Annotated in this window: 30 protein-coding genes; 14 read left to right on the forward strand and 16 right to left on the reverse strand. The window is 71.0% G+C overall.

The genetic code is table 11. The features are described 5' to 3' along the window. Positions 1-128: 128 nt before the first annotated feature. Positions 129-614 (forward strand): sigma-70 family RNA polymerase sigma factor, encoded by a 486-nt coding sequence (locus RM590_RS26015; RefSeq protein WP_311707156.1) that lies wholly within the window; start codon positions 129-131, stop codon positions 612-614. A 329-nt stretch (positions 615-943) separates the two neighbouring features. Further along, a complete protein-coding gene (locus tag RM590_RS26020) occupies positions 944-1,504 on the forward strand; it encodes a DinB family protein (protein WP_311707157.1) in 561 nt (186 codons plus the stop codon). Positions 1,505-1,520: 16 nt separating this feature from the next. On the opposite strand, the gene RM590_RS26025 is transcribed toward RM590_RS26020, so the two are convergent. Together RM590_RS26025 and RM590_RS26030 are read right to left on the reverse strand one after the other, a co-directional pair. After that, the gene (locus RM590_RS26025) at positions 1,521-4,541 is read right to left on the reverse strand and encodes an AfsR/SARP family transcriptional regulator (RefSeq protein WP_311707158.1); all 3,021 of its coding nucleotides are present in this window, start codon (positions 4,539-4,541) and stop codon (positions 1,521-1,523) included. Between the two features lie 146 nt (positions 4,542-4,687). After that, on the reverse strand, positions 4,688-5,284 hold the full coding sequence (locus RM590_RS26030) for a TetR/AcrR family transcriptional regulator (RefSeq protein ID WP_311707159.1): 597 nt from the start codon (positions 5,282-5,284) through the stop codon (positions 4,688-4,690). Positions 5,285-5,417: 133 nt separating this feature from the next. On the opposite strand from RM590_RS26030, the gene RM590_RS26035 reads away from it, so the two are divergent. Next, a complete protein-coding gene (locus tag RM590_RS26035; protein ID WP_311707160.1) occupies positions 5,418-6,239 on the forward strand; it encodes an SDR family NAD(P)-dependent oxidoreductase in 822 nt (273 codons plus the stop codon). A 213-nt stretch (positions 6,240-6,452) separates the two neighbouring features. Here the strand turns inward: RM590_RS26035 and RM590_RS26040 are convergent, their stop codons facing one another. The 5 genes from RM590_RS26040 to RM590_RS26060 all read right to left on the reverse strand — a co-directional run bounded on the left by RM590_RS26040 (position 6,453) and on the right by RM590_RS26060 (position 8,037). Continuing rightward, positions 6,453-6,620, reverse strand: coding sequence for a hypothetical protein (locus tag RM590_RS26040; RefSeq protein ID WP_311707161.1), 168 nt, complete (start codon positions 6,618-6,620; stop codon positions 6,453-6,455). 28 nt (positions 6,621-6,648) lie between these two features. Continuing rightward, complete coding sequence (locus tag RM590_RS26045; RefSeq protein ID WP_311707162.1) at positions 6,649-6,897, reverse strand: hypothetical protein; 249 nt, start codon at positions 6,895-6,897, stop codon at positions 6,649-6,651. Next, a complete protein-coding gene (locus RM590_RS26050) occupies positions 6,881-7,159 on the reverse strand; it encodes a hypothetical protein (RefSeq protein ID WP_311707163.1) in 279 nt (92 codons plus the stop codon). Before RM590_RS26050 ends, RM590_RS26045 begins: the two co-directional genes overlap by 17 nt. Before the next feature lie 116 nt (positions 7,160-7,275). Then, a complete protein-coding gene (locus RM590_RS26055; protein WP_311707164.1) occupies positions 7,276-7,542 on the reverse strand; it encodes a hypothetical protein in 267 nt (88 codons plus the stop codon). Positions 7,543-7,809: 267 nt separating this feature from the next. Next, positions 7,810-8,037 (reverse strand): hypothetical protein, encoded by a 228-nt coding sequence (locus tag RM590_RS26060; RefSeq protein WP_311707165.1) that lies wholly within the window; start codon positions 8,035-8,037, stop codon positions 7,810-7,812. A gap of 232 nt (positions 8,038-8,269) precedes the next feature. On the opposite strand from RM590_RS26060, the gene RM590_RS26065 reads away from it, so the two are divergent. From RM590_RS26065 to RM590_RS26080, 4 genes are all read left to right on the forward strand, one after another. Then, positions 8,270-9,160: a helix-turn-helix domain-containing protein gene (locus RM590_RS26065; protein ID WP_311707166.1), complete on the forward strand. Its 891-nt coding sequence runs from the start codon at positions 8,270-8,272 to the stop codon at positions 9,158-9,160. Beyond that, the gene (locus tag RM590_RS26070; protein WP_311707167.1) at positions 9,144-9,344 is read left to right on the forward strand and encodes a DUF397 domain-containing protein; all 201 of its coding nucleotides are present in this window, start codon (positions 9,144-9,146) and stop codon (positions 9,342-9,344) included. Before RM590_RS26065 ends, RM590_RS26070 begins: the two co-directional genes overlap by 17 nt. A 184-nt stretch (positions 9,345-9,528) precedes the next feature. After that, positions 9,529-10,206, forward strand: coding sequence for a lytic polysaccharide monooxygenase auxiliary activity family 9 protein (locus RM590_RS26075; protein WP_311707168.1), 678 nt, complete (start codon positions 9,529-9,531; stop codon positions 10,204-10,206). A gap of 667 nt (positions 10,207-10,873) precedes the next feature. Continuing rightward, positions 10,874-11,104, forward strand: a complete 231-nt coding sequence (locus RM590_RS26080) for a hypothetical protein (RefSeq protein WP_311707169.1) — start codon at positions 10,874-10,876, stop codon at positions 11,102-11,104. A 25-nt stretch (positions 11,105-11,129) separates the two neighbouring features. On the opposite strand, the gene def is transcribed toward RM590_RS26080, so the two are convergent. Then, a complete protein-coding gene (gene def / locus RM590_RS26085) occupies positions 11,130-11,792 on the reverse strand; it encodes a peptide deformylase (RefSeq protein WP_311707170.1) in 663 nt (220 codons plus the stop codon). Between the two features lie 122 nt (positions 11,793-11,914). Here def and RM590_RS26090 point away from each other — a divergent pair, with 122 nt between their 5' ends. Beyond that, positions 11,915-12,520, forward strand: a complete 606-nt coding sequence (locus RM590_RS26090; protein ID WP_394813976.1) for an ArsR family transcriptional regulator — start codon at positions 11,915-11,917, stop codon at positions 12,518-12,520. Positions 12,521-12,548: 28 nt separating this feature from the next. Here the strand turns inward: RM590_RS26090 and RM590_RS26095 are convergent, their stop codons facing one another. Beyond that, on the reverse strand, positions 12,549-13,361 hold the full coding sequence (locus RM590_RS26095) for a DUF4253 domain-containing protein (protein WP_311707171.1): 813 nt from the start codon (positions 13,359-13,361) through the stop codon (positions 12,549-12,551). 61 nt (positions 13,362-13,422) lie between these two features. Next, positions 13,423-14,397 (reverse strand): helix-turn-helix transcriptional regulator, encoded by a 975-nt coding sequence (locus tag RM590_RS26100; RefSeq protein WP_311707172.1) that lies wholly within the window; start codon positions 14,395-14,397, stop codon positions 13,423-13,425. A gap of 137 nt (positions 14,398-14,534) precedes the next feature. Between RM590_RS26100 and RM590_RS26105 the strand changes: the two genes are divergently transcribed. Next, positions 14,535-14,930, forward strand: a complete 396-nt coding sequence (locus RM590_RS26105) for a RidA family protein (protein WP_311707296.1) — start codon at positions 14,535-14,537, stop codon at positions 14,928-14,930. Positions 14,931-15,060: 130 nt separating this feature from the next. On the opposite strand, the gene RM590_RS26110 is transcribed toward RM590_RS26105, so the two are convergent. Further along, a complete protein-coding gene (locus RM590_RS26110; RefSeq protein WP_311707173.1) occupies positions 15,061-16,227 on the reverse strand; it encodes an RNA-guided endonuclease InsQ/TnpB family protein in 1,167 nt (388 codons plus the stop codon). 13 nt (positions 16,228-16,240) lie between these two features. On the opposite strand from RM590_RS26110, the gene tnpA reads away from it, so the two are divergent. Both tnpA and RM590_RS26120 read left to right on the forward strand, forming a co-directional pair. Beyond that, complete coding sequence (gene tnpA / locus RM590_RS26115; RefSeq protein WP_311707174.1) at positions 16,241-16,657, forward strand: IS200/IS605 family transposase; 417 nt, start codon at positions 16,241-16,243, stop codon at positions 16,655-16,657. A gap of 158 nt (positions 16,658-16,815) precedes the next feature. Beyond that, positions 16,816-17,079: an Imm31 family immunity protein gene (locus RM590_RS26120; protein ID WP_311707175.1), complete on the forward strand. Its 264-nt coding sequence runs from the start codon at positions 16,816-16,818 to the stop codon at positions 17,077-17,079. 87 nt (positions 17,080-17,166) lie between these two features. Here RM590_RS26120 and RM590_RS26125 read toward each other — a convergent pair whose 3' ends face one another. The 4 genes from RM590_RS26125 to RM590_RS26140 form a co-directional block, all read right to left on the reverse strand. Next, a complete protein-coding gene (locus RM590_RS26125) occupies positions 17,167-18,333 on the reverse strand; it encodes an ROK family transcriptional regulator (RefSeq protein WP_311707176.1) in 1,167 nt (388 codons plus the stop codon). A gap of 79 nt (positions 18,334-18,412) precedes the next feature. Next, entirely contained in the window at positions 18,413-19,291 is an 879-nt protein-coding gene (locus RM590_RS26130) for a carbohydrate ABC transporter permease (protein ID WP_311707177.1), read from the reverse strand. Further along, positions 19,288-20,118 (reverse strand): carbohydrate ABC transporter permease, encoded by an 831-nt coding sequence (locus RM590_RS26135; protein WP_311707178.1) that lies wholly within the window; start codon positions 20,116-20,118, stop codon positions 19,288-19,290. The genes RM590_RS26130 and RM590_RS26135 overlap by 4 nt, the downstream gene beginning before the upstream one ends. Before the next feature lie 179 nt (positions 20,119-20,297). Then, positions 20,298-21,584, reverse strand: a complete 1,287-nt coding sequence (locus RM590_RS26140) for an ABC transporter substrate-binding protein (RefSeq protein WP_311707179.1) — start codon at positions 21,582-21,584, stop codon at positions 20,298-20,300. Positions 21,585-21,837: 253 nt separating this feature from the next. Here RM590_RS26140 and RM590_RS26145 point away from each other — a divergent pair, with 253 nt between their 5' ends. The 3 genes from RM590_RS26145 (at position 21,838) to RM590_RS26155 (ending at position 25,861) form a co-directional block, all read left to right on the forward strand. After that, positions 21,838-22,062: a tyrosine-protein phosphatase gene (locus RM590_RS26145; RefSeq protein WP_311707180.1), complete on the forward strand. Its 225-nt coding sequence runs from the start codon at positions 21,838-21,840 to the stop codon at positions 22,060-22,062. Positions 22,063-22,115: 53 nt separating this feature from the next. Continuing rightward, positions 22,116-22,523 carry a hypothetical protein gene (locus RM590_RS26150; protein ID WP_311707181.1) on the forward strand — a complete coding sequence of 136 codons (408 nt, stop codon included), beginning with the start codon at positions 22,116-22,118 and terminating at the stop codon, positions 22,521-22,523. A gap of 71 nt (positions 22,524-22,594) precedes the next feature. Beyond that, positions 22,595-25,861: a tetratricopeptide repeat protein gene (locus tag RM590_RS26155; RefSeq protein WP_311707182.1), complete on the forward strand. Its 3,267-nt coding sequence runs from the start codon at positions 22,595-22,597 to the stop codon at positions 25,859-25,861. A 37-nt stretch (positions 25,862-25,898) separates the two neighbouring features. Here RM590_RS26155 and RM590_RS26160 read toward each other — a convergent pair whose 3' ends face one another. Next, the gene (locus RM590_RS26160) at positions 25,899-26,603 is read right to left on the reverse strand and encodes a FadR/GntR family transcriptional regulator (protein WP_394813977.1); all 705 of its coding nucleotides are present in this window, start codon (positions 26,601-26,603) and stop codon (positions 25,899-25,901) included. Positions 26,604-26,832: the final 229 nt, after the last annotated feature.

The following is a 26,832-nucleotide window of genomic DNA, read 5'->3' on the forward strand; positions in this document are numbered from 1 at the left end:
AGAACCAGCACACGCTAGTTCCGGACGCAGGGGAACCACGCCGCAGCCAGCCGCGCTCCACTTGCAATCAACGCCCTCCCGACCGAGCCAACAAGCTCGGTCCCCTTCAGGGCCGAGAATTTGACCGCATGAACCCCACCCCCTCCCGTCGGCAGGCCCGCAGACGGGACGACGACGCCGCGGTCACCGACTGGGCGCTCGCCGCCCGCACCGGGAACCAGCACGCCGCGGAACGTTTCATCCGGGCCACCCGCTCGGACGTCCGCCGGTACGTCGTCCACCTCACCGGCGACCCGCAGGGCGCGGAGGACCTGACGCAGGAGACGTTCCTGCGCGCCCTGCGCAGCCTGCCCCGCTTCGAGGGCCGCGCCACCGCCCGCACCTGGCTGCTGGCCATCGCCCGCCGCACCGTTGTCGACCGGATCCGCCACGACCGGGCGCGGCCCGCGCTGATCTCCACCGACTCCTGGGAGACCGTCGCGGAAACGGCTCAACGCCGCGAGAACCGGCCCGGTTTCGAGGACGGCGTCGCCCTCGCCGGCCGCCTGGTCGGCACGGTGCGGTCCCGCGTCAACCGCGCCCGGCGCGCGCTGGCCACGCAGTTGGAGTCCTGACGGTCTCCGCGTGACGCTCCGCCCGGGTGGCCGGGCGGAGCGCTCGCGGACCGGCACCGAGCCGCCGCCAACAACTCATCCCGCATCGCGGCGACCGCCTCCACCAGCGGAATATCCATGAGCACCCACCCCCACGAGACAGCCAACCCGACCCGTCCAGGGTAGGAGCCCCACACCCCTGCCGGGGCCGGAACCGGTTGAGTTGGCCACGCTTGAATGCCTCGGCTCCGCCCGCACTGCGAAACGGTGTTTCCGAAAGCGCCCGCCTGCGTGGCCGACGCCCGCAAAAAGTGCTTGTGAGCTGGGCCTTCACGGACGAGCATGACCGCATGACCGACCAACCCGCGCGATGGACCCAGGCGACCGTCTACCCCGACATGTGGGCCGACCCGGACGACGACCCCCGCAACAAAGAGGGAGCCAGTCCGGACGGCGAGCTGGCGACACTGCAGGACTTCCTGACGGACTACCGCCTGACCCTGCGGATGAAGTGCGAGGGCCTGAACGCGGAACAACTGGCCCGCCGGTCGGTTCCGCCGTCGACGATGTCGCTGCTCGGCCTGATCCGGCACCTCGCCGAGGTGGAACGGGACTGGCGCAACTGGATCACCGACGGCGACCCGCTGCCGAAGCTGTACGGCGACCCCGACGGGGACTTCGACGGAGCCGTCGCCGACCGGGCGACGGTCGACGCCGCGTACGCCGACCTGGAACGCGAGCAGGCCGCGACCGACGCCGCACTGGCCGAACACCCGGACCTCGGCGAGCGCCTGGGGAAGGACAGGACGTCGGTCCGGGAGTTGCTGGTGCACAGGATCGAGGAGTACGCCCGCCACTGCGGGCACGCCGACCTGCTGCGCGAGTGCATCGACGGACGGGTCGGCCAGTGACGCGGACCGGGATCCCTTACTCGCCGTCCCGGCCATCGAGCTCGTCCAGGCGTGCCCGCACGTCGGTGGCCTGCGGCAGGCCGACCGCCTCGTAGGTGGCGAGTGCCTGCCGCCAGTGCGACCGGGCCGCGTCGCGCTCGTCGAGCGACGCGTGTACCGCGGCGATTCCCGCGTGCGAGTGCGCCTGTGCCACCCGCTCGCCGGCCACGGTGGCCAGGGTCAGGGCCTCGCCGTGGAGGCGGAGTGCCTGGGCCGCGTGGCCCGCGGCCGTGTGGGTGGTCGCCAGGGTGTTCAGCGCCTCGATCAGCAGTTCCGTCTCGCCCACGGCGCGCGCCAGGGCGAGGTTCTCGCCGTGCAGGTGCAACGCCTGTGTGAGCTCGCCGCGTTGGCGGTGGAGAGTGCCGAGCTTGCCCAGGCAGTGGGCTTCGATCTGGCGGTAGCCGGTCTCGCGGGCCAGGGCCATGCCGCGGCGGGCGTGCTCGAACGCCGGTGCCTGCTGGCCCAGTCGTGTGTAGACGTCGGCGAGGATGCAGTGGGTGTTGGCCTCGACGGACTTGTCGCCGTGGGTCTCGCAGAGCTCAAGCACGCTCTCCAGGCAGTTCCTGGCCTCGTCGAGCCGGCCGAGCGTGCGCAGCGTGCGGCCCATGTTGACCAGGATCGCGCAACGGACCCGCCAGTTGCCGTTCACGCCGTTCAGCGCGAGGGCCCGCTCGAACTGGCCCAATGCGCCCGTGAGTTCACCCAGCCGCAGGCGGACACACGCCAGGCTGCTGAGCACATAGGCTTGAAGCCCCTGGTCACCGACTCGTTCATATGCCGCCAACGCCCGCCGGAAATGGGCGTTCACATCCTCGGGACTGGCACCCGACAGATTCATCATGGTGCCGAGGACGCGCGACGCGTTCGCCTCGGCCATCTGGTCGCCGATCGTCCGGGCCGCTTCAAGTGCCCGCCCGTGCAGGGTGACCGCCTCGTCGAAGTACCCGCGCACGCGCAGGTACAGGGCCACCGTCTCGGAGATGCGGGTGACGAACGCCGGATCGCCGTGCCGGGTCGCGTCCAGCAGGTTGGCGCGTTCGGCGTCCAGCCAGCGCAGGGCGTCGTCGTAGCCGGCGAACGAGGAGCGCGGGCCGTCCGGTGGCGGCACCTTCGGCCTGGGCGCGTAATCGTTGGGCGCGAAGATGGCCATGGCGGCCGAGGCGGCGTACAGGTAGTGGCCGCGCAGGCGGCTCAGCGCGGACTCGCGCTCGGCGGCCGGGTCGGTGGCCGCGGCCAGTTCGGCGGCGTAGGCGCGCAGCAAGTCGTGCTGCCGGTACCGGCCGTCGGCGCCCCGGTCCACGAGGTGGGCGCGCAGCAGCACGTCCAGGGACCCCCGGGTCTCCGGGAGCCCGTGCCCGGCCAGCGCCGCCATCGCGTGGGCGTCGGTGTCGTGGCCGGGGTGCAGGCCCAGCAGCCGGAACACCCGGGCGGCGGCCGGGTCGAGCCGCTGGTAGGACCAGGAGAACACGGGGCGCACGGCGGTGTACGGATCTCCGTCGATGTCCAGCAGATCCAGGGCGCCCTGCCGCTCGGCGAGTTCACCGGCGAGATCGGCCAGGCTGAGGTCGGGCTGCGACCTGATCAGCTCGGCGGCGATCCGGAGCGCCAGGGGCAGCCGGACGCACTGGCCGATCAACGCCTCGGCCGCCGCCGGCTCGGCCGTCGCCCGCGCGCCGAGCAACTCCCGCAACAGGCGGTGGGCGTCCGCCGGCGGCAGCCGGTCGAGGCGGATGGGGCGGACGTCCTCCCGGGCGCCCAGCGGCGCCAGCGTGTCCCGGCTGGTGATGAGCGTGAAGCACGACGCGCTGTCCGGCAGCAGCGGCCGCACCTGCTCCGCGGACCGGGCGTTGTCCAGCACGATCAGCATCCGGCGCCCGGCGGTCATGGCACGGAAACGGGCCGTGCGCTCGGCGGGGTCCTGGGGCAGCGCCGCGCCCAGCGCCCGTAGGAACCCGCCCAGTGCGTCCCCCGGAGAGACCGGCTGGTCGGGGTCGTAACCGCGCAGATCGACGTAGAGCTGGCCGTCCGGGAACCGCTCGCGGACCCGGTGTGCCCAGTGCACCGCCAGCGCCGTCTTGCCGACGCCCGCGGTCCCGGCCACGGTCGCGATGGCGGCGCGCGTTGTCGCCACCATGCCGTCGAGCTCGGCCAGTTCGGCGTCGCGGCCGACGAACGCCCGGACGTTCAGGGGCAGTTGCGCCGGAACGGCCGAACGTGCCGTGCGCGCCCCGGCCCGCTCGGTGTCCTCGGCCGCCGCCGCCTTCCCCTTCGCCGGCTCGCCCATGAGGATGCGTCGTTCAAGTTCGCGCAGTTCGGGTCCGGGGCCGAGGCCGAGCTCCGCCTCCAGCGTGTCCCGCGCCGTGCGATAGGCCGCCAGCGCGTCGGCCGGGCGGCCGGCCCGGAGGAGGGCCGTCATCAGCAGCGCGTGCAGCCGCTCGCGCAGCGGATGCTCGCGCACCAGAGTGGTCAGCTCGGCCACGACCTCCGCGGCCCGCCCGCAGGCCAACTCCGATTCGTACAGCGTCTCCAGGGCCATGAGGCGGCGTTCGACGAGCCGGTGTGTCCAGTCGTCCAGGGCCGGGAGGTCCACCCCGGCGAACGGCGTGCCCCGCCACAGGTCCAGCGCCCCGCGCAGCGACGTGGCCGCGCCCCGCGGATCGTGCCGCGCACCCTCGACCGCTTCCCCGACCAGCGACTCGAACCGCTCCGCGTCCAACTCGCCCGGCCGCACCCGCAGTCGGTAGCCGGCCGGGCCGAACGAGAGCCGGTCCGGCTCCCCGAGCTTGCGGCGCAGCCGGTGAACCGTGAGCTGGAGCCGCTGCCCGGTGCGGGGATCCGTCCGGTCGCCCCACAGGGCGTCGGTGAGCGCCTCCACGGGCACCGGCTTTCCGGCCCGTGCCAGTAACGCGGCGAGCAGCGTGCGCTCCAGCCGCCCGGTGAGCCTCTCCGTGTGGCCGCCCCGCAGGATCGCCAGGGAACCCAGCACCTGGAACCTCACGTCGAACGCCCCCTTGTTCTTGCCGACGCTTCACACCCCACCATGGCAGGGGACAGCCGCCGACGCCCGGAAGCCGCCCCGGGCTGAGCGGTGTTGGTCCTGACTGGCTGACTGTGTGGCCTTCGGATCGGTTGCTGTCGGGAATCCTACGGGCGCAGCGCCTTGAGCAGGTGGTCGACGAGGGCGTCGGCGTACTCGGGTGTGAGGGGGGCCGTGCGGAGCAACCAGCGCTGGTAGACGGGCGCGTAGAGCAGTTCGAGCGCCAGGTCGAGATCCGCGTCCGCGGCGAGCTGCCCGGCCCGTTGCGCGGCGCGAAGTCGTTCCTTCTTGGCCTCGTCGACCGGCCCCGCCAGCTTCTCCCGGTACTGGGCGGCCAGTTCGGGATCGATGGCGATCTCCATGTTGAGCGCCCGGATCGGCGCCTCGAACGCGGGATCCGCGAACTCGGCGACGGTCGCGCGCATCACCGCCTTGAGGTCGGCCTCGATGTCGCCCGTGTCCGGCAGCGCGATCCCGTCCGCGCCCTGGCTCAGCGCCAGGATCGCGTCGAGGACCACCGCCCCCTTGGACCGCCACCAGCGGTAGATGGTCTGCTTGCCGACGCCCGCGCGGGCCGCGATTCCCTCGATCGAGAGCTTGGCGTACCCCACCTCGGCGATGAGTTCGCGCGCGGCCCGGAGGACCGCCTGCCGCGAGCGCTCGCTGCGGCGCGTGGGATCGGGGTGTCTGGTGCCGGACGACATGCCCCGAGCATAGCGCGAACAAAAGACGAGACGGTCCGTCTTGACAAGCCACCGCCCTCTGGTGGCACACTGAGGGCACTGCAACGAGACGGAGCGTTCCGTCTCGGCTGAGACAAGAGAAGGGTGGGAGTCAGTGACGACCTCTCGGGTGTGGTTCATCACCGGCGCGTCCCGCGGTCTGGGCAGGGCGTTCACCGAGGCCGCGCTGGCCGCGGGGGACCGTGTCGTGGGAGCGGCGCGCGATGTCGGGCCGCTGGCGGACCTGGCCGGGAAGCATCCCGACAGCCTGGTGTGCCTGCCGCTCGACGTGTCCGACCGCGCCGCCGTCATGGCCGCGGTGGACCGCGCGGCGGCGGCGTTCGGCCGGCTGGACATCGTGGTCAACAACGCCGGCGGCCTGCTCTTCGGCATGCTGGAGGAGGCCACGGAGGAGCAGATCCGCGCGCATTTCGACGTCAACTTCTTCGGCGCGGTCTGGGTCACCCAGGCCGTCATCCCCCACCTGCGGGCCCAGGGCTCCGGCCACATCCTGCAGGTCACCTCGATGGGCAGCGGGGGAGGGGTGGCCTCGGTCGGGCCGTACGCGGCGGGCAAGGCGGCGCTCGACGCGCTCAGCCAGTCGGTGGCCATGGAGCTTGAACCGTTCGGCGTCAAGGTCACCATCGTCCAGCCGGGCGGCTACAACACCGGGCTGTTCACGCTGGGCATCACGGCGACCGACCCCGACCCGCTCTACGAGCCCCTGCGGGCCCGGCTGGCCGAGATGTGGGGCGACGACGCCGGTCCCGACCCCAGCACGGCCGCGCCCGTCATCATGGAGCTCGTGGACCTGCCCGACCCGCCCCTCCGCCTCATCGTCGGCAGCCGGTCCTACGACCTGGTCCAGGAGATGGACCGGGCGAGAACGGAGGGGTACCGCGCGTGGGAAAGCCTCAGCCGCAAGGCGCCGGGCTGACATGAATCGGCCGGTTCCAGGCGGCAAGAAGCTGTTCGCCGACGACGCTCCCTTGAAAAAGCTTGAACTGGCGAGCGCCCAGCCCACCAGCAACGGGGGCTGCGGCTGCACGCGACAACCCGCCGTCGCGTCCCCACGGGAACACCCCTCCGGGAACGTGAACGCCCCGGCCGCCACCTCGTGGGCAGCGGCCGGGGCGTTCACGCTGTCGCTTTACGTCGCCGGGGGGCGGCGGTCGGCAGGCAGTTCGTTCATGAGGCCGCGCACAGGACGCCCGTCGCGCCGCAGGGCGTCGATACGCGCGACGATGTCCGCGTACCTGGGATCCGTCCACACGACGGGCCGACTGTCGTCCGGCTGGTCGCCGCTGTACACCGCCATGACTGGCTCCCTCCGGCAGTGGTTCGTCTCAGACGGTACCGGTCACCGCCGGAGTCGGCTGCTTCTTCGGCTTGGGAGTCGTGACAGTGGGCCCGCAGTTCGGGCCCGGGCTGTGCTGCGCCGGTGCGCCCACCCGGAACGTGTCGTCGTGCGGGCCACGCCACAGTTCGGCGTCAACCTCGTAGCCGGCTGCCGCGATGGCGGTCTGCGTGTGCTCCAGCCAGTCGGGGTCGTAGCTGTCGCGGGTGCTGCCGGGCCGCTCAGGCACATGGGGCACGTATGTTCCCAGGCGCCTGCACAGGTAGAGGAACGTGTGGAGAAATCAGCGCGTGCCAGCCCTCATCCACCACGCGGGAGGGCGCCAGGGGCATCTCGGTGTCGCCGGCCGTGGCCACGTACGCGAGGCCCTGGGCAACGATGCGGCTGGCCACCCCGGGCCGCATGCCGGGGTTGTTGTCCAGCACGGTGGCGGCCACCGCGGCGAACTCCTCCGAGGAGAGGAGGTGTCGGGGGTCGCGCGCTACGGTTGCAGTGCTCACTCTGTTTCCCTTCTGGGTTGGTTGGAGTGGTGCGGCCCGTCCCGGCGCCCTGAGCTGTGCAGGCGTGGAGCGCCGGGGCGGGAGTCGTGTGCGGTCGGCTGCTTGGATCCCCGTGCTCATCTCGGTGTCCATCGGTGGTGGCGCGGGTCGAGGTGGCGGACGGCCCACAGCACGGTGGTGGGGGTCATCGTCAGGATCTCCCCGGTGGCGAACGCCAGGCGTTTGCGGCCGGGGCCCAGCGCGGTCATGTCGTGGACGGTGAACGCTTGGCCCCCGACCATTACTTGGTCGCCGCGCAGGACGGTGCGGGCGTTGACCTCGACGGAGACCAGAACCGGGGCGGTCGGCGGGATGGCTATGCGGGGTGCGGGACGGAAGCCCATGGTGATTCTCCCGTGTGGGTGAAGAGGCGGTGGTCACGGTGAGGCGTCCGCCAGCGGTGGGGCTGGCGGCGCCACCGGGGGCGGTGGCTCGGCCGGCGCGGTCGCGGTCGCGGCGTAGATCAGTGCGTCGCAATCTGCGCAGTGCGCGCCGTCCGCGCGGCGGTCAAGCTGGCCGGTGTGGTGGCATCCGGGCACGGGTGCGCTCCTAGCGATCCATCGTCGAGAGGCAGGACAGCGCCCCGAGCGCGACCGGGCGCGCTGCCCGCCTCAGGAGCGGGTCAGTGCGGCGGCGATGGCGCGAGCGGTGTTGATGTTGCCTCGGCCGAGCTCAATCAGGGTGTCGGAGTAGGGACTGGTCCACGTGGAGTGGTCCACGTCGAGGGACGGCAGCGTGATGCCGTGCTCGGCGAGCGCCGCCTTCAAGGCGGCGAGCACGTCGCGGGCGTCATCGTTGGACGCCGCGGGTGCGGTGGGTCTGAGCGGGTTCAACGTCATAAGTGCCTCCGGGCGCAGTGCGTTTCCCGTTCCCTCGTGCGTGATCGGATCGGTACGCACGGTGGCCGGTGAATTCAGGCTCCCGCCCACGCATCCCGAATCGCAAGGCTACGAACCGGGGTATCCACCCGTTGTGCCCCAACTTCTTGACGTGCATTGCGTATCGGACAGCGGGGGTCCTTCGTTTAACAGCCGTCGGTATTGCAAAGCGGTGACATGGGAGGGGCGCGAAGTGTCAGAACACACAACGGGATCAACGGTCCCCAGACGCCAACTGGGCCGTTATCTGCGGGATCTCCGAATGAAAGCCGGCATGACCGTGCGCGGAGCCGCCAAGGCGTTGGAGTGGTCGGAGCCGAAGCTCTGGCGGATCGAAACGGGGCAGGTGGCGCTTCGCGCGCTCGACGTCCGCGCCATGTGCGAGACGTATGGCGCGGACGTCGAGTGGACCGAGGCCCTCATGGGCCTTGCCCGCGAGACGAAGGCGCGCGGCTGGTGGCACGCCTACGGCGACGTCATCCCGGATGGATTCGACCTCTTCGTTGGATTGGAGGAAGCGGCGTCGGCCATGACGTGGTACGAGTCCGACATCGTGCCGGGGCTGCTCCAGACGGAGCAGTACGCCCGGGAAATCGTCAGGGCACACGCCCCGGACGTCTCCGACCACGAGATGGAACGGCGCGTACGAGTCCGCACAAGGCGGCAAGCGATCCTCCGTCGGCCGATCGCTCCGCCCGCGGTGCGGTTTGTGCTGAGCGACGCTGTCCTTCGTCGGCCGATTGGTGGCCCGGCCGTCATGGCGCGGCAGCTCGCGCACATCATCTTCGAGGCGGAGATCCCGAACCTGGCGCTCCGTGTCGTACCCTTCGCCGCAGGGGCACATGCCGGGATCATCACGGGCCCGTTCATCGTTCTTCGGTTCCCCGAAGACGGCAACGGCACGGCCTCGGAGCCCCCCACCGTCTACGCGGACGGCTTCACAGGTGGCCTCTACTTGGACAAGCCGAGTGAGGTAGACCAGTACGACGCTGCATTTCAGCGCATGTGGGATGCGGCATTGGATGAGCAGGCGTCACTGCGCCTGATCGCTGAAGTGGCGAGGAGCTATGAACAGCAGCACTGACGCGCGTTGGCGCACCAGCAGCTACAGCAATGGCAACCAGGCGTGCGTGGAAGTAGCCACGGCGTCCGGCGAAATGGGGTTGCGCGATACCAAGCAGCAGGGCTCCGGCCCGGAGTTGTGGGTGTCGGCGGCAGCGGCCCGGGCGTTCGTCGCGGGCGTTGTCAACGACACGCTTGGCGCATAACCCCTCGAACGGCAGAAGCGCCCCGCTGCCCGCCCCGCAGGGCAGGCAGCGGGGGCATCCATCACCCGGCGGAGCCGAACATGCCCTCCGTGTAACGTTTCAATCGCGTATCGGTGGGGAAAAGAACTCCTCACTGGGAGCGCTCCCAACCGGACATCCACCCCCCTCCGGACGAGGAGTCGCAGTGTTAACGCTTCGACACGACCGCACCGACGCGCGCGGCTGGACCCTCCGTGCACTTCTGGCAGTCCTGGCCGCCGCCACGCTTCTCGTGACGCCTTGGACCGCCCCGACCGCCTCCGCACACGGCTCCACCGCGGACCCCGTCTCCCGTAACTACGGCTGCTGGCAGCGCTGGGGCAGCGACTTCCAGAACCCGACCATGGCGCAGACGGACCCGATGTGCTGGCAGGCGTGGCAGCACGACACCAACGCCATGTGGAACTGGAACGGCCTGTACCGCGAGGGCACCGGCGGTAACTTCCAGGCGTTCATCCCCGACAACCAGCTTTGCAGCGCCGGCCACACCGGTGACGGCCGGTACAACTCCATGGACGTTCCGGGCGCGTGGAAGACCGACCAGATCAGCAGCAACTTCACGGTCGACGTCCTCGACCAGGCGTACCACGGCGCCGATTACCTCCAGGTCTACGTGACCAGGCAGGGCTACAACGCCCAGACGGACGCCCTGGACTGGGGTGACCTGGAGCAGGTCGCCTCGACGGGCAGGTACGCGCCCGCCAACCACTACACCGTCGACGTCAGCGCGCCTGGCCGCAGCGGTCACCACGTTGTGTACACGATCTGGAAGGCCTCGCACGCCGACCAGATCTACTTCTTCTGCAGCGACGTGACCTTCTGAGCCACCGGCCACCAGCCCCGCCCGGACGCCTGCCGCGCCCGGGCGGGGCCCGCCGGACCCAGGTGGCGCGTTGCTCCGGCCCAGCCGGCCCGCTTGCTGAAGTCGGTGACGAGCCGATGCCGTCTGAACGGCCTCGTGCGTCGCTTCTAGGTCGCGCCGTTGCGGACGCACCACGGCCAACCGGCAGTCATATGATCAGCGATGGACCATGGGGATCCTCTGTGGCCGACTACCGACGACGAAGCGAGCTCCCGGATGGGCGTGTGGGAACACATGTGGGTCACGACCACGAAGCCGGTCCGGATGTCCCACGAACAACTGGCGCGGGTGTGCGCCGACCTCCTCGACGAACGTGTCGTGCAGCCCCGATGGGCGCTGGTGACGGGCCGACTCGGCGCGTCCACCCCGCTGTCCATCGCAAACCAGGTGGCCGACGCCTGGCGCACGGCGCTGCGCACCGAACTGCTCGGCAAGACCGTTGAGTTGTACGGCAAAGCCATGACCGTCGAGGCGTTCGGCTCCGCCACCGAAGTGGCCGCGGCGCTCACCGCGTTGCCGGCCGGCCGCGGGGACGTCGCCGTCTGCTTCACCGGGCTGGACTTCGACAACCCGCGGGTCGCCGAGCCGTATCAGGGCCGGAGCAACCCGGACGTTCGCGGTCTACGGGTTGGCCGAGCCGACGACGTTGTGGGACGAGCGGGACAACCCCGACTACATGGATCCGGACGGGGGCGGGCCGAGGCGCGGTGTCGAGCCTGTCATCGAGACCGAGCACGCCGTGCAGAGCCTTTTCACCACCTACGGCAAAGGCGGCCCCGACCGTCCCGAGGGATTGCTTCGCGACGTCCTGCTGCGGCACTACGGCGACGACATGCTGGAGGGCTGCACCTACGCTTGAACCTCTCTCCCTCCGCTTCCTGAACTCAGCGGTTCAGGCCGGCCGCCTTGGCGGCGCGCTGGGCGAAGACCTGCTCGGCGCGGTCGGCCATCTGCCGCAACGCGTCCTTGCGGTCGCGCCGGGAGAGCCGGTCCAGGTAGAGGTGGCCGAGAAGGTGGTCGGTCTCGTGCTGGAGGCACCGGGCGAAGTAGCCCGTTCCCTCGATGACCAGCGGATTGCCGTCCTTGTCGAAGCCGCGCGCCACCGCGTGGTCGGTTCTGGGAACGTCCATCACCGCGCCGGGCACGGACAGGCAGCCCTCCGAGTCGTCGACCAAGTGCCGTCCGGCCGAGTCGAGTTCGTCGAGGACCGGATTGATGATGTGGCCGACGTGCCGGACGCCGTGGTCGTCCGGGCAGTCGTACACGAACAGCCGCAGGTCGACATCGACTTGATTCGCGGCCAATCCGGCGCCGTCGGCGATGTGCATGGTGAGGAACATGTCGTCGATGAGGGCGGACAGTTCGGGGGTGCCGAACTCGGTCACCTCCTGGCACGGGCGGTGCAGGATCTCCTCGCCGACCACCGTGATCCGGCGGACGGTGGCGCGTTCGGCGCCGGGCGGCAACGCCGGGTAGGAGTCGACCGGTTTCCCCTGAACGCGGACCCGGCGGTCGGTGATCCCGGGCTGATCCTGCGGCACGGACACTGCGGACACCTTCTTCTCTCACACGGGCGGAGCTGGCCGGCATCGCGACCTGGCGCGCTCTCACGGCGGTTGGGGTGCGGGGGCCATTGCGAAGCGCTTTGCAAAGTAGCAGACTTTGCAAAGTGACTGAAGAAGACGTCAACGCGGCGTCCCCGCCCGCGGAGGCCGGCGGCCCGCGTCACACCGATGACCGCATGCCCGAGCACGAGGTCCGCACCGCCCTGCTGGAGCTGCTCGCCGAGTTGGGCACCGTCACGGCGACCGAGGCGGCCGGGCGGCTCGGTTACAGCTCCGGCCTGTGCTCGTTCCACCTGCGGCAACTCGCGCGCTACGGGCACATCGAGGAGGTACCGGTGACCGGCGGCCGGGCGCGGCCGTGGCGCCTGCGGCAGGCGGAGCCACCGGCCGCGGACGCCTCGGGTGAGGGCTTCGGCCAACTGGCGCGCGGGCTGGAGGACGAGAGTTACCGGCGGTGGCTGGCCCAGCGCGACCGGGCCCCGGACGAGTGGCGCCGGGACGAGGCGTTCAGCGCGGTGGTCTATCTGACCCCCGAGGAGCTGGGCGCGGTCGCCGCCGCGGTGCGCCAGGCGCTCGCGCCCTACCAGGACCGGGAGCAACAGCCCGCCGCCCGGCCCGCAGCCGCCCGCCCGGTGGCCCTCATCGCCCGGCTCTTCCCGCTGCTGCCCGGCTCGGCGGGCGACGAGGGCATGGAGGGCGAGGAGGGGTGAAGTCGGCCGGTCTCCCGCCTGGGGATGGTCAATCCCACCAGAATTCCCAGGAGTTGGCGTCGATGATGCGGTCGGCGTAGGCCGCCAGCGTCTGGGGGTGGGGTCCCTGCCAGATGTTGTCCGGGCAGAAGGCGAAGTGCTCGGCGGCGATGGGCAGGGCTTCCGCCGCGCTGGTCGGGGGCGCGGCGACGCTCAGATGAAGGGTGTCGGCGCCGAGGGCCACGACGCGCGCGCCGAAACGCCGTTCCCAGTCGCGGACGACGGCGGCGTACTTCCCGGTGTCGTTGTCGTAGTTGACGGGCCCGCTCCAGCCAACGGCCGCGAGGGCGTCGGCGCCGTGCGCGGCGGCCACGAGCCCCAGCCGGGCGTGCGGCTGGCGGGCGGTGAGGACCTGGGCGTACGCGGCGGCCATGTCGTCGGGGTCGGCCGGGGACTCGCGCCCGGGTACGAGACCCGGCCAGTCCTGCCCGAAGGGGGCGGTGATGTCCATGCGTTGGTCCAGCGAGAGGTGATCGTCCTCCTCGTCGTACGCGGTGAATTCCGACCACCACTGGGCGAGGAGTTCGGCCGGCCGGTGGGCGTCGGGGGACGTCATCCGTTCGCGGAACAACTCGCCCGTTGCCCAGGGCCCGAACGCCTCGGTGGCCGGTTCCCAGGAGTCCAGAAGCAGGGGCCACAGGCCGGAGTTGGCGTGCTCGGCCCGGAGACGGGCCCACAACTCGCCGGAGGCCGCGCCGTCGCTCAGCCACAGAGCTTGAACGCCGCCGTTCCCGGCACCGGAGGTGATGACGCGGCCGCTGGGGAGACCGGCCTCGGAGAGTAGGCGAAGGTTGAGTGACACAGGCGGATACTAGGCGTTGCCCGAGTGTGTCGTTCATGACGCCGCCCCGGCCTGGGTGTCGTCAGGACGACCCTGCATAGCGGGTGGCGATCGCGGCGGCGCGGTCGCGCAGGGCGTCGCGCAGCCATCGCGGGGCCAGGGCTTCCGCGTTCGTGGCGAGCTGCCACAGCGCCCATTCGGCGTGTCGTGAATCCTGGAAGGTCACCTCCATCCGCAGCCAGCCGTCCGGGTCGGTTTCTTCGGTGCGGACGGCCAGCGCGGTGCCCACCAGGTCCGCCCGCCGTGCCGGGTCCAGCCGTACCAGCACGGCGACTTGCTCGCCGCCCGTCCGGAACCGCGTGCTGCGTTCCTGCCAGGCCCGGTCCAGATCGACCCGGTCCGGTCGCTGTGCGGGTTCGGCGAGTGCCTCGGCGGCCAGGATCCGGGACAGCCGGTAGGTGCGGTCCGCGCCGGATCTCGTGGCCAGCAAGTAGCCCTGGTCGCGCACGGTGACCAGGCCGATCGGGTCCACCGTGCGCCATTTCGGGGTCTGGTCCACCGCCGCGTAGTGGATGCGCAGCTTGTGTCCGGCGAGCACCGCGCGCCGGACCTCGGCCACCACGGTGTCGGGTACCTCTTCGGGGACCAGCCGGCGGGATAGGAGGTCGGTCTCCGGGTCGATGAGCAGCCGCTCGGCGACGCCGGCCGCCGTTTCCCGGAGGCTTTCGGGCAGCGCGTCAACCACCTTGAGCATGGCGGAGGCGAGCGCCGAGCCGAGGCCGAACACCTGCGCGCCGCGCCGTGAACCGGCGACCAGCAGGGCGAGCGCCTCGTCGTGGTTCAGCCCGGTGAGCTCCGTCTGGAAACCGGGCAGCAACGCGAAGCCGCCGTGCCGGCCGCGTTCGGCGTAGACCGGGACGCCGGCCGCGGACAGCGCCTCTATGTCGCGCAGCACGGTGCGGGTGGATACCTCCAGCTCGCGGGCCAGCGTGGCCGCGGACAGCCGACCGCGCTGGCGCAGCAGCAGCACCAGCGAGACCAACCGGTTGGCGCGCATGGGAAAACTCTACCGAGATACACGACACAGGATGTCGTCATTCGTTGGGAGGCTTTCAACGTGACGTCGGAGGCGGCCGGTTAGCCGAGCCGATGGACGTGCGTACTGTCGATGACTTGAATGGAGCTGATGTGGCTGTGGAGCGAACGGCGGTCAACCCGTGGACGTGGTCGGTGGAACTGGGCTACAACCAGGGTGAGATCGTCTCCGGGCACACCCGGACCCTGTACTGCGCGGGGCAGACCGCGATGAGCGGCGACGGCAAGCCCGAGCATGCCGGTGACATGGCGGCGCAGTTGGCGCTGAGCCTCGACAACCTGGAGGCGGTTCTCGGCGAGGGCGGCATGTCCCTGGTGAACCTCGTCCGGCTCAACGTCTACACCACCGACGTCGATCTGCTCTTCCAGCACTACGGCGTGCTGGCGTCGCGGCTGGGCGCCGCCGGGGTGGCGCCGGCCACCACGATGCTCGGGGTGACCCGGCTGGCGATCCCCACCCTGATGGTCGAACTGGAGGGCACCGCCGTCCATTGACGCTCTCCATCCTGAAGGGTGGGGTGGAGATTCCCACCGGGCCGCCGCTGTTGGGCGGCGGTCGTAGATGGTTCCTGTTTCATCACCCACCGCCCGGCTTGCCGGGTCTTATACGGGCTCCGCAGGCGTTTTATGTGTCCGGGCGTCCCTCGGCCACGATGCGCCGGCCTTCGGCGCGGAGGTTGTGTTCGGCGTTCTCGTCCCGGTCATGGACGGTCCCGCACGCGGCACATGTCCAGGTGCGTATCCGCAGACCGGCTTTCCCCTTCGGGCCGGTGAGGGCTCCGCATCGGGGTGCGGAGCACAACTGGGTGGAAGGGAAGAACCGGTCGACCTTGACGAAAGTCCGCCCGTACCTGGCGCACTTGGCTTCCAGGGTGCGGGCGAACCGGCCTAGTGACTGGTCGTGCAGGCTCTTGCCGAAGGTCTTGGTCATGCCCTTCACGTCCAGGTCTTCCAGGTACACGGCTTGGCTCTCGCGCATGATCCTGGTGGTTTCCCGCTCGATGAAGTCACGCCGCCGGTCGGCAACGCGCGCATGGACCTTCGCTACAGCCTGCTTGGCCTTCCGGCGGTTGCCGGAGCCCTTCTGAGCGCGGGACAGCTTGCGCTGGGCGCGCTTGAGCTTGCGCTCGGCGCGGCGGAAGAACTTCGGTGTCCTGATCTTCCGCCCGCGCAGCACCGCATACGTGGACAGCCCCAGGTCGATCCCGGTGTCGGTGTCCTCAGCGTCCAGTTCCGGGAGGGGCTTGTCCTCGGCCTCGACGACGAACGAGCAGAAGTATCTTCCCGCCGCGTCCTTGATCACCGTCACGGACGACGGATCACGGGGCAGGGTGCGCGACCAGCGCACCTCCACGTCACCGATCTTCGGAAGCCTGAGCTTCCCGTCCGCGGTGACGGAGAACCGGGCGTTCTTCGTGAACCTGACCGCCTGACGGCTGGTCTTCTTCCTGAACTTCGGCGGCCCCATCTTCGGCCCCTTACGGAGGCCTTTCTTCGAGGCAAAGAAGTTGCTGTAGGCCGTCTCCAGATCCCGAAGGGACTGCTGGAGGACCACCGCGGACACCTCACCGAGCCACGCCCGGTCGTCGGTCTGCTTCGCTGCGGTGATGAACCGCTGCGACAGCTCGGCCGCACTCGGGCGCCTGGCGCCCTGCTTGTAGGCGTCCCGGCGGGCGCGGAGCGCGTCATTGAAGACGACACGGGCGCACCCGAACGCCCTCGCGAGCTGCTGCCGCTGCGGAGCACTCGGGTACACGCGGAACTGGTACCTGAGCTGCACACGGATCACCATACATACGTGGTTTATGGCTGAGTACGACAACATCCGGACTGGCAGGCACTGCACGTTCGTCCTCCATGCGCACTTGGTTTTCGTGACGAAGTTCCGGCACAAGGTGTTCGCCGACCGGCACCTGAAGCGGTGCGAGGAGATCATGCGGGCCGTCTGCGAGGACTTTGAGACGGAGCTGGTGGAGTTCAACGGCGAGAACAACCACGTCCACCTGCTCGTGAACTTCCCGCCGAAGGCGGCCGTGTCGAAGCTGGTCAACAGCCTCAAGGGGGTCAGCTCCCGCCGCCTGCGCCAGGAGTTCCCCGATCTCGTGCAGCACTACTGGCGGGCGAACAAACTATGGTCCGGCTCCTACTTCGCCGGCTCGGTCGGGAGCGCCCCCCTATCGGTCGTCCGGCAGTACATCGAGCAGCAGAACCGGCCCACCTGACCCTTCGCGGCGGGCGCGCGCCAACAGCGCAGACCCGTGCCCACCAGCCAAGGTCAGAGCAGGCTAAAGATTCGCTTCACCCCCGCCCTGAAGGGCGAAGCACTGCGAATGAATCCCAGTAGCATCGCGGTCCACCCGTTGGGAAAGGTTGCGCGCCGATGAGCGACTTCGATTTCTACGACGTGGTGGACGTGCTGAGGACAACGTGTGCCGCGGCGCTGGGCGTGGGCGGGGCTCGCGGGGTCGTTCTCGGCATCTCGGAGGGCGAGAACGGGCGCATGTACGCCGTCTTCATCGGCGACACGGCATACATGCTGAGCCCGTCGGATCTGGTGCCGACGGGGGAACGTGTCGATCGCGAGGCGATCTACGGGGGCTCGGCTCCCCGCGGCCCTCGCCCTCAGCCGCCGAGCAGCGGGTAGCCCACGCTCACCATCACCCGAGGCGCCGCCGATGCCCGTTCCGGGGAGTGTTCCCCAACCGCCGCTCGGATAGGGGCGCTTCCGCCCTCAGTGCTGGTCGGAGAGGTGCGCCTGTATCGCCACGACCGCGGCGCCGCGGGCCCAGTCGTGGAAGTCGTGTTCGCGCACGGCGATGTCGATGCCGCTGACGTCCCGGCGGCGCGCGGCCAGGCCGCGTTCCAGGCCGGGGCGGCCGATCCGGACGACGTCGACCGCCTCGCCGGCGAGGATCACCGTCTTGACCGTGGTGGTGTTGACGACGTTCGCGATCACCGCGCCCACCGCCCAGGCCGCCTGCTGCACGGTCTCCTGGCACACCGAGTCGCCGTCCAGCGCCAGCCGCAGCACCTCGGCGTAGGTGGGGAAGCGGCACATGCCCTGCGCGGCCGTCATCAGGATGGAACGGGTGGTGGCGTAGGAGGCGGTGCATCCCCGGTGCCCGCTCGGGCACATGGGACCGCCAGGGTCGAGGATCTGGTGCGCGAACTCGCCGAGGTCCGCCTCCGTCATGCGCACGGCCCGGCCGTGGGCGAACAGGGCGTACCCGATGCCGTCGCCGACCGTGATCACGGCGAAGTCCCGGACGCCGCGGGCCTCCCCGAACCAGTGGTAGGCCTGGGCGAGGGCGGTGACGTCGTTCTTCACGAAGCAGGGGATGCCCAGCCGCTCGGCCATCAGGCGGCGGGCCGGAACGCCCTGCCAGCCGAGGATGCCGGAGTCCAGGAGGTCGCTCTCGTCGACTTGAGCGGGGGCGTGCGCGTTGCCGCCGAGCACGATGCCGGCGGCGACGGGGGTGGCGCCCGACGCGGTGAGCCGGTCCGCCAGCCGGCCCGCCTCGGCGACCACCGTGGCGGGGGTGAGGTCCATGAGCGGCGCGCTGGCGCGTTCCACGATGTCGGCGCGGAGGTTGGTGAGGACCGCGTAGACGCGCTCGGAGGTGAGCTTGATCCCCATGAAGAGGAGCTGGTCGGCGACGACTTCGAGGGGGCGGGTGGGGCGGCCGTTCACGGGATCGTGACGGATGTCGCGCTCCACGACCAGGCCCGCCTCGACCAGGGGTTTGGTCAGGCGGGTGAGGCTCCCGGACGACAGGCCGAGCTTCCTCGCCAGGTCCGTGCGCGACTGCGGCCCGTGGATCACGAGCTCCCGCAGCACCGGCCGCGAGGGCCGGGGCGCCGACCGCCAGGCCTCGATCGGCGACCCTTGATCGTTCATGCTCTGCCCCATGCTCACAGGGGCAAGGATACGAGCGCCCGGTGATCAACCGGGCACCTTCCGGTTATGCCCATGATCGTTATCCCTTGAGGCCGCCGCTGATCATGTCCAGTCGCCAGAAGCGCTGGAGGAAGAGCAGCAGGGCTATCAGGGGAAGGACCGAGACCGCCGTGCCCACGATGGCGATTCCGTACAGGGCCGGTTCTCCCGAGCCCTTGGAAAGGACCGTGTACAGGCCGAGGTTGATCGGGAACTTGCTCTCGTCGGAAAGCATGATGTAGGGCAGCAGGAAGTTGTTCCAGTTGCCGACGAATTGAAGCATGAAGATGGTGACCATTCCGGGCAGCATCATGGGCAGCGCGATCGTTCCGAAGATGCGGTACTCGCTGGCGCCGTCCATGCGCGCCGATTCGATCGTCGAGAGCGGAACGGCGGCATCGGCGTAGACCCGGGCGAGATAGATCGCGAACGGTGAGATGAGCCCCGGCAGCAGAACGGACCAGTAGCTGCCCACCATGTCGACCTTGGTCATGATGATGTACTGCGGAATCGCCAGCAGCATTCCCGGCAGCAGCACTCCGGCCAGGATCGCGTAGAACAGCACGGTGCGGCCGGGGAATTCGTAACGGGAGAAGGCGTATCCGGCGACGGTGGATATCAGCGTGCACAGCAGCGAGCCGACGCCGGCGTAGAGCAGGCTGTTGAGGGCCCACTGTCCGTACGCGCCGTTGTCGTAGGCGAAGAGGTCGCGGAGGTTGTCGATCAGGCCGGTGCCGGGGCTGAACGTGAACGTCGAGAACAGCTCGGCGTTCGACTTGGTGGAGGCGACGACGATCCACACCACGGGAACCAGGCAGTAGAACGCGCCGATCAGCAGGATCACGGTCGGCAGGACCTTGGCCCGCTGGTGGGGCAGGAGCGTGGGGCGGGGGCGGGACCCGGTGGACGGCGCGGTCACTGGAAGCCTCCGAAGGTGCGGCGCTGGGTGATTCTGAGCAGCCCCACGGAGAGGATCAGCGTGCCGACGGCCAGGATGATGGAGCCGGCGGCGGCCATGGGCAGCTCGTCGCGGATGAAGCCGTCCCGGTAGATGTGCATCAGCGGGACCCAGGTCTGGGAGATCTCAATGGTCATCGGGGTGAGCATGGTCGGCTCGCCATAGACCTGAAGCGTGCCGATCAAGGAGAACAGCCCGGTGAGAACGAGCGCGGGCGCGACCAGCGGCACCTTGATCCGCAGGGCCAGGCGCCATTCCGAGCACCCGTCGATGCGGGCCGCGTCCAGGAGTTCGGGCGGTATGCCGCGCAACGAGGTGTAGATGATGATCATGTTGAAGCCGGCGCCGCCCCAGATGGCGATGTTGGCCAGCGAGGGATAGATCCCGTTGCCGTCCAGGAACGGAATGACACCCAGCCCCATCTTGTCCGTGACGTAGCTGAACGGGCTCGTCGAGGGGAGGTACATGAATCCCCACAGCAGCGAGGCGACCACACCCGGAATGGCGTAGGGAATGAAGATGGCCGCGCGGGAGAACCGGCGGGCGCGCGAGCCTCCGTGGTCGAGCAGCAGCGCGAACAGGAGGGCCGAGCCCAGGGTGAGCGGCACGGCGAGCACCCCGTACAGCGCCATCCGCCCGAATCCGGCCCAGAACGATCCGTCGGAGAGCAGGTCGGCGTAGTTGGCGAACCCGACGAACACCTCGTCGCGGGTGCCGAAGACGCCCTCGTCGACGATGCGCAGCCCTTGAACGCTGAGGTAGAGGGAGTACAGGACGGGGATCGCCAAGAAGGCGAGGAAGAGGGCGAGTGCCGGGGTGAGGAAGACATAGGGGGCGATGAACGCGCTGATGCGGCGTCGGGGGAGGCGGCGCGCGGTGGCGTGGCGTTTCCTGGCATGGCTGCTTTCCGGGCTGGTGCTGGACGGGGGGTGCGGCGCGGGGGCGCGCCGCCGGGAGGCGCCGGCCGTCAGCCGGTGACGTGGAATCCGACGCGCTTCATCTCGTCGACCACCTCGTCCTGGGTTCTTCTCAGGGCGTCGGTCAGCGGAGTCCGGTTGCGGATCGCCGCGGAGAAGGCGTCTCCGTACGCGTCGCTCGCGGTGGTCACGTTCGGCCCCCACTGAATGTGGGGCACGGTGTTCCGGGCCGCCGCGGCCGCGACGTCCCAGTAGTCGGCCTGGTCGCCCGTCAGGGCGGGCGGCGCGCTCTCGCCCGCGGCCTCCTGGCCGCTGAGGGAGGCGGGGTACTGGCCGCCGGCGATCTGGAGGTCCGTGGACTCCGGCGCGGTCTCCATCCAGGTGACGAACTCGACGGCGGCCTCGACCTCGTCGGAGTTCTTCGTCACGCTCAGTGCCGAACCGCCCTGCAACGCGACGGCGTCCGACTCCCCCTCCCAGTGCGGCAGCGGCGCGATCGCCCAGTCCCCGGCCTGGCCCTCGGCGATGCCGTGGATCACGGAGGGGGACCACAGGCCGGCGGGCCAGGTCAGGATCTCGCCGCGGTTGACGCGGTTGTTCCACTCCGGCGTGAGCAGCGGCTCGGCGGTGACCAGGTCCTCGTCGATGAGGCTCTGCCAGTACTCGGCGACCCGCATCGACGCCTCGTCGTCGATGCCGACGGTCCACTGCCGGTCCTGAACGGTCCACCAGGTGGCGCCGCCCTGCTGGGCGAGGCCCGCGAAGTTGCCGAACTCCGTCGGCGAGAACGTCGTGATGTAGGTGTCGGGGTCGCGCTCCCGGGCCTGCGCCGCCACCTCGGCGAACTCCTCCCAGGTCGTCGGCACCGACAGGCCCAACTCCTCGAAGCGCGCCCGGTTGTAGAGCAGCACCATGGGCCCGATGTCGTCGGGGACGCCGTAGACATGGCCCTCGAAGCTGGTCAGTTGCCAGGTCTCCTCGGTGAACTCGCCCGTCAGCGGCCCGGTGTGGTCGGCGATGTCCGCCAACACGTCGGACACGACCATCGCGGGGATCGTCTGGTACTCGATGCAGGAGACGTCGGGGGCGTTGCCGGCCCTGCTCGCGGTCAGCAGCTTGGTCGCGGAGTCCGTTCCGCCGCCGGCGTCGGTGCGCCGGACCTGGATGTCGGAGTGCGAGGCGTTGAACGCGTCGACCCGGTCGCCCGGGACGTCCCCCCAGCACCAGAAGTCAAGGGTGACGACTCCGTCGTCGCCGCCACCGATCGCACTGCATGAGCTGAGAAGCGCCATCGCGCTCCCCAGCACGGCGAGTCGCCGCAGGATTCTTCCGCGCATGAACTGGGTCTTCCGTCCGGTTGATCGGCTCCGCCACCGGCCACGGCACACACCGGTCGGCGCCCCCGCGCAAGGAGAGCAGCGCTCAACCGGTCCAGGGCGGCGTTGGCTTCGGCGCAGAACTTATCCCCGGCGATTGAGCGGTGTCCATACTCGTCACGCCGCGGATTTGGGCGCGTTGACGGCGTGGAGTGCGGTGATCTCCGCCATGAGATCTTTGTGGTGAAAGTAACTCCTGGGTGACCGGAGGGACATGGAGTCAAGCGTCGCGAACGGACACCTGGCCTTCGAACGGCCCTACAGCTTCCGTGACTTGGGCGGCTACCCGGACCCGGACGGCGGCCCGGCGGTGTTCCACCGCGCCTCCGGCAAGGACCGCACCGGCCTGCTCGCCGCCCTCCGCCACCGCCTGCTGGAACCGGCCGCGGAGCCCCGGCCGTCCTTTCCGGGTGACCCCGTCCGTTCGCGGGCAGGATGAGAGGTACGGTTCAAGGCCGTTGCGGTGCGGAGTCCGGGGGGACGGTGACAGACATGGAGCGAGTGGTCGGGTATCTGTTCGCGGGAGCCGCCCACGGTGACGCGGAACGGCGGGCCGGTCCCGAGCCGGGCCTGCCGCGCGAACTGGACCGGCTGCCCGAACTCGACCGGCTGTGTGAACTCGTCCGGGAAAGACTCGGGCAGGACCCCGCGCTGCGGCGGGCGCGGGAGGAGGCCGCGGCCGGACGGGCGGAACCGACGGAACGGACCCGGCGCCGGCTGGCCGACGCGCTGGAGGACGCCGCCGAGCGGGACCCCGCGTTCGCCGACGCGTTACGGCGGGCGGTCGCCGTCCTCGGCGGGGACGTGTCCCTCACGGCCGACCACGGTTCGGTCGCCGCCCTGAGCATGAGGGATGTGACCGTCCACCGCCCTCGCCAGCCGGGTCCGGAGAGGGGCTGACCGGACCCGGCGCCGCATCCACGGCCCTCATCGCGAACAACGGCGGGATCGCCGCCGGGAGCATCGGCGCGGTGACCATCAACCAGGCCGCGCCCGCCGCCCCCGTGGCCTGGCCGCAGCAGATCGGCGTGATCCCGCGGCAGGCGCACTGCTTCCAGCACCGGCACGCCGTCGACGCGCTCGACGCCGCGGTGGCCGGCGGCGAGACGGCCGTGCTGTGCCAGATCCTGTCCGGCACCGGCGGGGTGGGCAAGACGCAACTGGCCGCGCACTACGCCCGGCGGCGCTGGGAGGCCGGGGAGCTGGACCTGCTGGTGTGGATCAGCGCCGGTACCCGGGACGCGATCGTGTCCGCCTACGCGCGCGCGGGCCGGCGCGTGGCCGGCGCCGACGGGGAGGACCCCGAGGAGGCCGCCGAGCGCTTTCTGCACTGGCTGCGGACCACCGGCCGGCGCTGGCTGGTCGTGCTGGACGACCTGGTCGCGCCCCGTGAGGCGAACGGGCTTTGGCCGCCGCGCCGCCCCACCGGCCGGACCGTGGCCACCACCCGGCGCCGGGACGCCGCTCTGACCGAGGACGGGCGGTGTGTGGTGAACGTCGGGCTGTTCACCCCGGCGGAGGCCGGCGCCTATCTGGCCACCACGCTCGCCGCCCGCGGCGTGCGCGAGGATCCGGAGCAACTCGTCGCGCTCGCCCAGGACTTGGGCTACCTGCCGCTGGCCCTCGCGCAGGCCGCCGCCTATATCGTCGACCGCCCCGGCCTGGGCTGCGCCGACTACCGGGAGCGGCTTGCGGACCGGCGGCGCACCCTCGCGGACGTGCTGCCCGAGGAGGAGGCGCTGCCCGACGAGCAGCGCACGGTGATGGCCGCCACCTGGTCCCTGTCGGTGGAACGGGCCGACCAGCTCAAGCCCGTCGGACTGGCCCGGCCCATGCTCCGGCTGGCCAGCATGCTCGACGCCAACGGCATCCCCGCCGCCGTGCTGACCAGCCCCGCCGCCCTGGAGTACGTGGCGTCGTGCCGCCCCGGCGGACTTGTCGACGAGGACGCGGCGCGCGACGCGCTGCGCTGCCTGCACCGGCTCAACCTGGTGGATCTGGTGGGCGACGGCGGCGAGGGCGGCGTGCGCACCCACGGCATGATCCAGCGCGCCACCCGCGACGAGCTCAGTGACGAGGAGGCCGACCGGGCCGTAACGGCCGCCGCGCAGGCGCTGCTGGAGGGCTGGCCCGAGGTGGAGCAGGAGACGGGCGGCGGCGTGCTGCGGGCCAACGCCGAGGCGCTACAGGCGAACGCCGGGCCCCGGCTGTGGACTTCGGGCGTGCACCCCGTCCTGCTTCAAGTCGGGCTCAGCCTGGAGAGAACGCGGTTCGTGCTCTCGGTCGGCGCCCACTGGCGGCAGTTGCGCGACGCCGCCGAGGGGCACCTGGGCCGCGACCACCCCGATGTGCTCGCTGTCAGGGCGCGGATCGCGCAGTGGCGCGGTGAGGCGGGGGACCGGAAGGGGGCGGTTCAGGAATGGGAAGACCTGCTCGCCGACCGGCTGCGGATCGCCGGGCCCGACCACCCCGAGACGCTGACCAACCGGGCGCGGATCGCGCAGTGGCGGGGCGAGGCCGGGGACCGGAGGGGAGCGGTGCGGGCCTGGGAGGAACTGCTCGCCGACCGGCTCCGGTTGCTGGGCCCCGACCACAAGGACACGCTGACCGCCCGGAGTTCGCTCGCCCAGTGGCAGGAGATGACGCAGGACGGCGCGGGCGCCGTCCGCACGCTGGAGGACCTGCTCGCCGACCAACTGCGGTTGCTGGGCCCCGATCACGCCGACACGCTGGCCACCCGCGCTCGGGTCGCCGAGCTGCGCGGGCAGGCCGGCGACCAGTGGGGCGCGGTGGAGGCGCTGGAGCAACTGCTCGGTGACCGGGAGCGGTTGCTGGGGGCCGACCACCCCGAGACGCTGGCCACCCGCGCGGGCATCGCGGAGTGGCGGGGCCGGGCGGGCGATTCGGCCGGTGCGGTCAAGGTGCTGGAGGAACTGCTCGCCGACCGGGAGCGGTTGCTCGGCCCGGACCATCCCGACACGCTGGCCACTCGGGCCGGCGTCGCCGAGTGGCGCGGGCGCGCGGGCGATCCGGCGGGCGCGGTCGAGGCGTTGGAGCGGCTGCTCGCCGACCGGGTGCGGCTGCTGGGGCCGGACCACGCCGACACGCTGGCCACCCGCGCGGGCATCGCCGAGTGGCGCGGCCCGGCCGGGGACCGGGAGGGGGCGGTGCGGGCCTGGGAGGAGCTGCTGGCCGACCGGCTGCGCGTGCTCGGCCCGGACCACCGCGACACCCTGGTCACCCGGGCCCGGATCGCCCAGTGGCGCGGCCGGGCCGGCGCGGTGGAGGCCCTGGAGGAGCTGCTGGCGGACCAGTTGCGGCTGCTGGGGCCGGACCACCCCGACACCCAGTCCACCCGGGCGGGCATCGCGCAGTGGCGGGGTCGCGCGGGCGATCCGGCCGGGGCGGCGAAGGCGCTGGAGGAGCTGCTGGCCGACCAGTTGCGGCTGCTCAGCCCGGACCACCGGGCCACCCTGATCACCCGCTCGCGCATCGCCAAGTGGCGGGGCCGCGCGGGCGATGCGGCGGGCGCGGTCAAGGCGCTGGAGGAGTTGCTGGCCGACCAGTTGCGGATCCTGGGGCCCGAGCACCGGTCCACGCTGATAGCCCGGGCAGACGTCGCCGACTGGCGCGGCCGGGCGGGGGACCGGGAGGGCGCGCTGCGGGCGTTCGAGGAGCTGCTGGCCGACCAGCTCCGGGTGCTCGGCCCCGACCATCGGTCGACCCTGATCACCCGGGCCCGGATCGCGGAGTGGCGGGGGAGAACCGGCACACCGGCCGACGCCCTCGCCGCCCTGGAGGACCTGCTCGCCGATCAGCGGCGCGTGCTCAAGCCCGGCCACCGGGACACCCTGGCCACCCGCGCCCGGATCGCCGAGTGGCGCGGCGAGGCGGGCGATCGGGCGGGCGCCGTCCGCGAGTTGGAGGACCTGCTCGCGGAGCGGGAGCAACTGCTGGGCCCCGAGCACCCCGACTCCCAGGCCACGCGCGGCCGCATCGCCCACTGGCGGCGCACCCGCCCGGGCGCGCCCCGCGGGAACCGGCGCAAACGGCCGCGGCCGGCCGGGCCCCGGGAGCCGCGCGGCGAGTTCTACCTGCGCTGGCGCGCGGCGGACGGCACCCCGCGGACCTTCGGCCCGTTCCCCTACGCCAGCGAGGCGCGACAGGCCGGCACCTGGGCCGCGAACGGCGGCGGCACCGACATCGAGGTCGTCGAGGAGCCCGGCGGACCGGCATGAACGGCCCCGGTCACACCCGGGACTTGAACGGCGCCGTTCATGCCCGGCCCGCCGCGCTCTCGGACAGCAACTGGCGGATCCCGGCGAAGTGATGGCGCATCGCGTCCGCCGCCCGGGGGCCGTCCGCGGCCTCCAGCGCCGCCAGGATGTCCTGGTGCCGGGCGCAGGTGACGCGCGGATCCTGATGGTCCTCCTTCAAGTCCTCCCGCACCCGGTGGAACGCCGCCCAGAACGCGTCCAGCACCTCGCTGAGCAGGTGGTTCCCCAGGGAGCGGTAGAGCGCCAGATGGAACGCGCGGTCGGTGGCGGCGGTCACCCGGCCGACGCCGGCCTCGCGTTCCATCGTCCGCACCAGCTCGCGCAGCGCCTCCAGGTCGTCGTCCGGCACCTTCCCGGCGACGCTGAGGATCAGCCCGGCCTCCAACGCCTCGCGCACCTCCAGCAGTTCGCCCAGGCTGGCCTCGCCCCGCCGGTGCCGGACCGCCGCCCGGAAGACCATGCCCTCGACGAACGAGTCCAGGCTCAGCGAGCCGACATACGTGCCGAAGCCGTGCCGGATGTCAACGATGCTGACCGCCTGAAGCGCCTTGAGCGCCTCCCGCACGGAGTTGCGACTGACGCCGAACAGGCTCATCATCTCGCTCTCCGTGGGCAGTGGGTCCCCCGGAGCGAGGCGGCGGCGCAGGATCAGCTTCTTGATCTGGCCCTGCACCTCTTCGGACATCATGCGGCGAGCTGCCATGGCCGGCCCTCCCTCTACCCGGAGCGATGATCACCAAGTCTTGACCTTGAGTTCACATTCTGCCACCGGAGATAGGACATGGGATGTCTGGTCCGTTGACAGTCGGCGCACAGGTCTTGACCTCTTCGGCGGCGCACTCCTACGTTCGCCCTGGACGTAGAACGTAGGACATCCCTTGAACGACCCCTCGAACTTTCCCCAACTTCCTCGAACTTCCCCGAGCTGAACC

This window comes from Streptomyces litchfieldiae, assembly GCF_031845365.1.
In the GTDB taxonomy this organism is placed as follows: Bacteria; Actinomycetota; Actinomycetes; order Streptomycetales; family Streptomycetaceae; genus Streptomyces; species Streptomyces litchfieldiae.

Coding starts and splice junctions, on each gene's coding strand:
- RM590_RS26015 (WP_311707156.1), top strand. CDS start 129: ATGAACCCCACCCCCTCCCGTCGGCAGGCCCGCAGACGGGACGACGAC.
- RM590_RS26020 (WP_311707157.1), top strand. CDS start 944: ATGACCGACCAACCCGCGCGATGGACCCAGGCGACCGTCTACCCCGAC.
- RM590_RS26030 (WP_311707159.1), bottom strand. CDS start 5,284: ATGTCGTCCGGCACCAGACACCCCGATCCCACGCGCCGCAGCGAGCGC.
- RM590_RS26040 (WP_311707161.1), bottom strand. CDS start 6,620: ATGGCGGTGTACAGCGGCGACCAGCCGGACGACAGTCGGCCCGTCGTG.
- RM590_RS26055 (WP_311707164.1), bottom strand. CDS start 7,542: ATGGGCTTCCGTCCCGCACCCCGCATAGCCATCCCGCCGACCGCCCCG.
- RM590_RS26060 (WP_311707165.1), bottom strand. CDS start 8,037: ATGACGTTGAACCCGCTCAGACCCACCGCACCCGCGGCGTCCAACGAT.
- RM590_RS26070 (WP_311707167.1), top strand. CDS start 9,144: ATGAACAGCAGCACTGACGCGCGTTGGCGCACCAGCAGCTACAGCAAT.
- RM590_RS26100 (WP_311707172.1), bottom strand. CDS start 14,397: ATGCGCGCCAACCGGTTGGTCTCGCTGGTGCTGCTGCTGCGCCAGCGC.
- RM590_RS26110 (WP_311707173.1), bottom strand. CDS start 16,227: ATGGTGATCCGTGTGCAGCTCAGGTACCAGTTCCGCGTGTACCCGAGT.
- tnpA (WP_311707174.1), top strand. CDS start 16,241: ATGGCTGAGTACGACAACATCCGGACTGGCAGGCACTGCACGTTCGTC.
- RM590_RS26120 (WP_311707175.1), top strand. CDS start 16,816: ATGAGCGACTTCGATTTCTACGACGTGGTGGACGTGCTGAGGACAACG.
- RM590_RS26125 (WP_311707176.1), bottom strand. CDS start 18,333: ATGAACGATCAAGGGTCGCCGATCGAGGCCTGGCGGTCGGCGCCCCGG.
- RM590_RS26140 (WP_311707179.1), bottom strand. CDS start 21,584: ATGCGCGGAAGAATCCTGCGGCGACTCGCCGTGCTGGGGAGCGCGATG.
- RM590_RS26145 (WP_311707180.1), top strand. CDS start 21,838: ATGGAGTCAAGCGTCGCGAACGGACACCTGGCCTTCGAACGGCCCTAC.
- RM590_RS26150 (WP_311707181.1), top strand. CDS start 22,116: ATGGAGCGAGTGGTCGGGTATCTGTTCGCGGGAGCCGCCCACGGTGAC.
- RM590_RS26160 (WP_394813977.1), bottom strand. CDS start 26,603: ATGGCAGCTCGCCGCATGATGTCCGAAGAGGTGCAGGGCCAGATCAAG.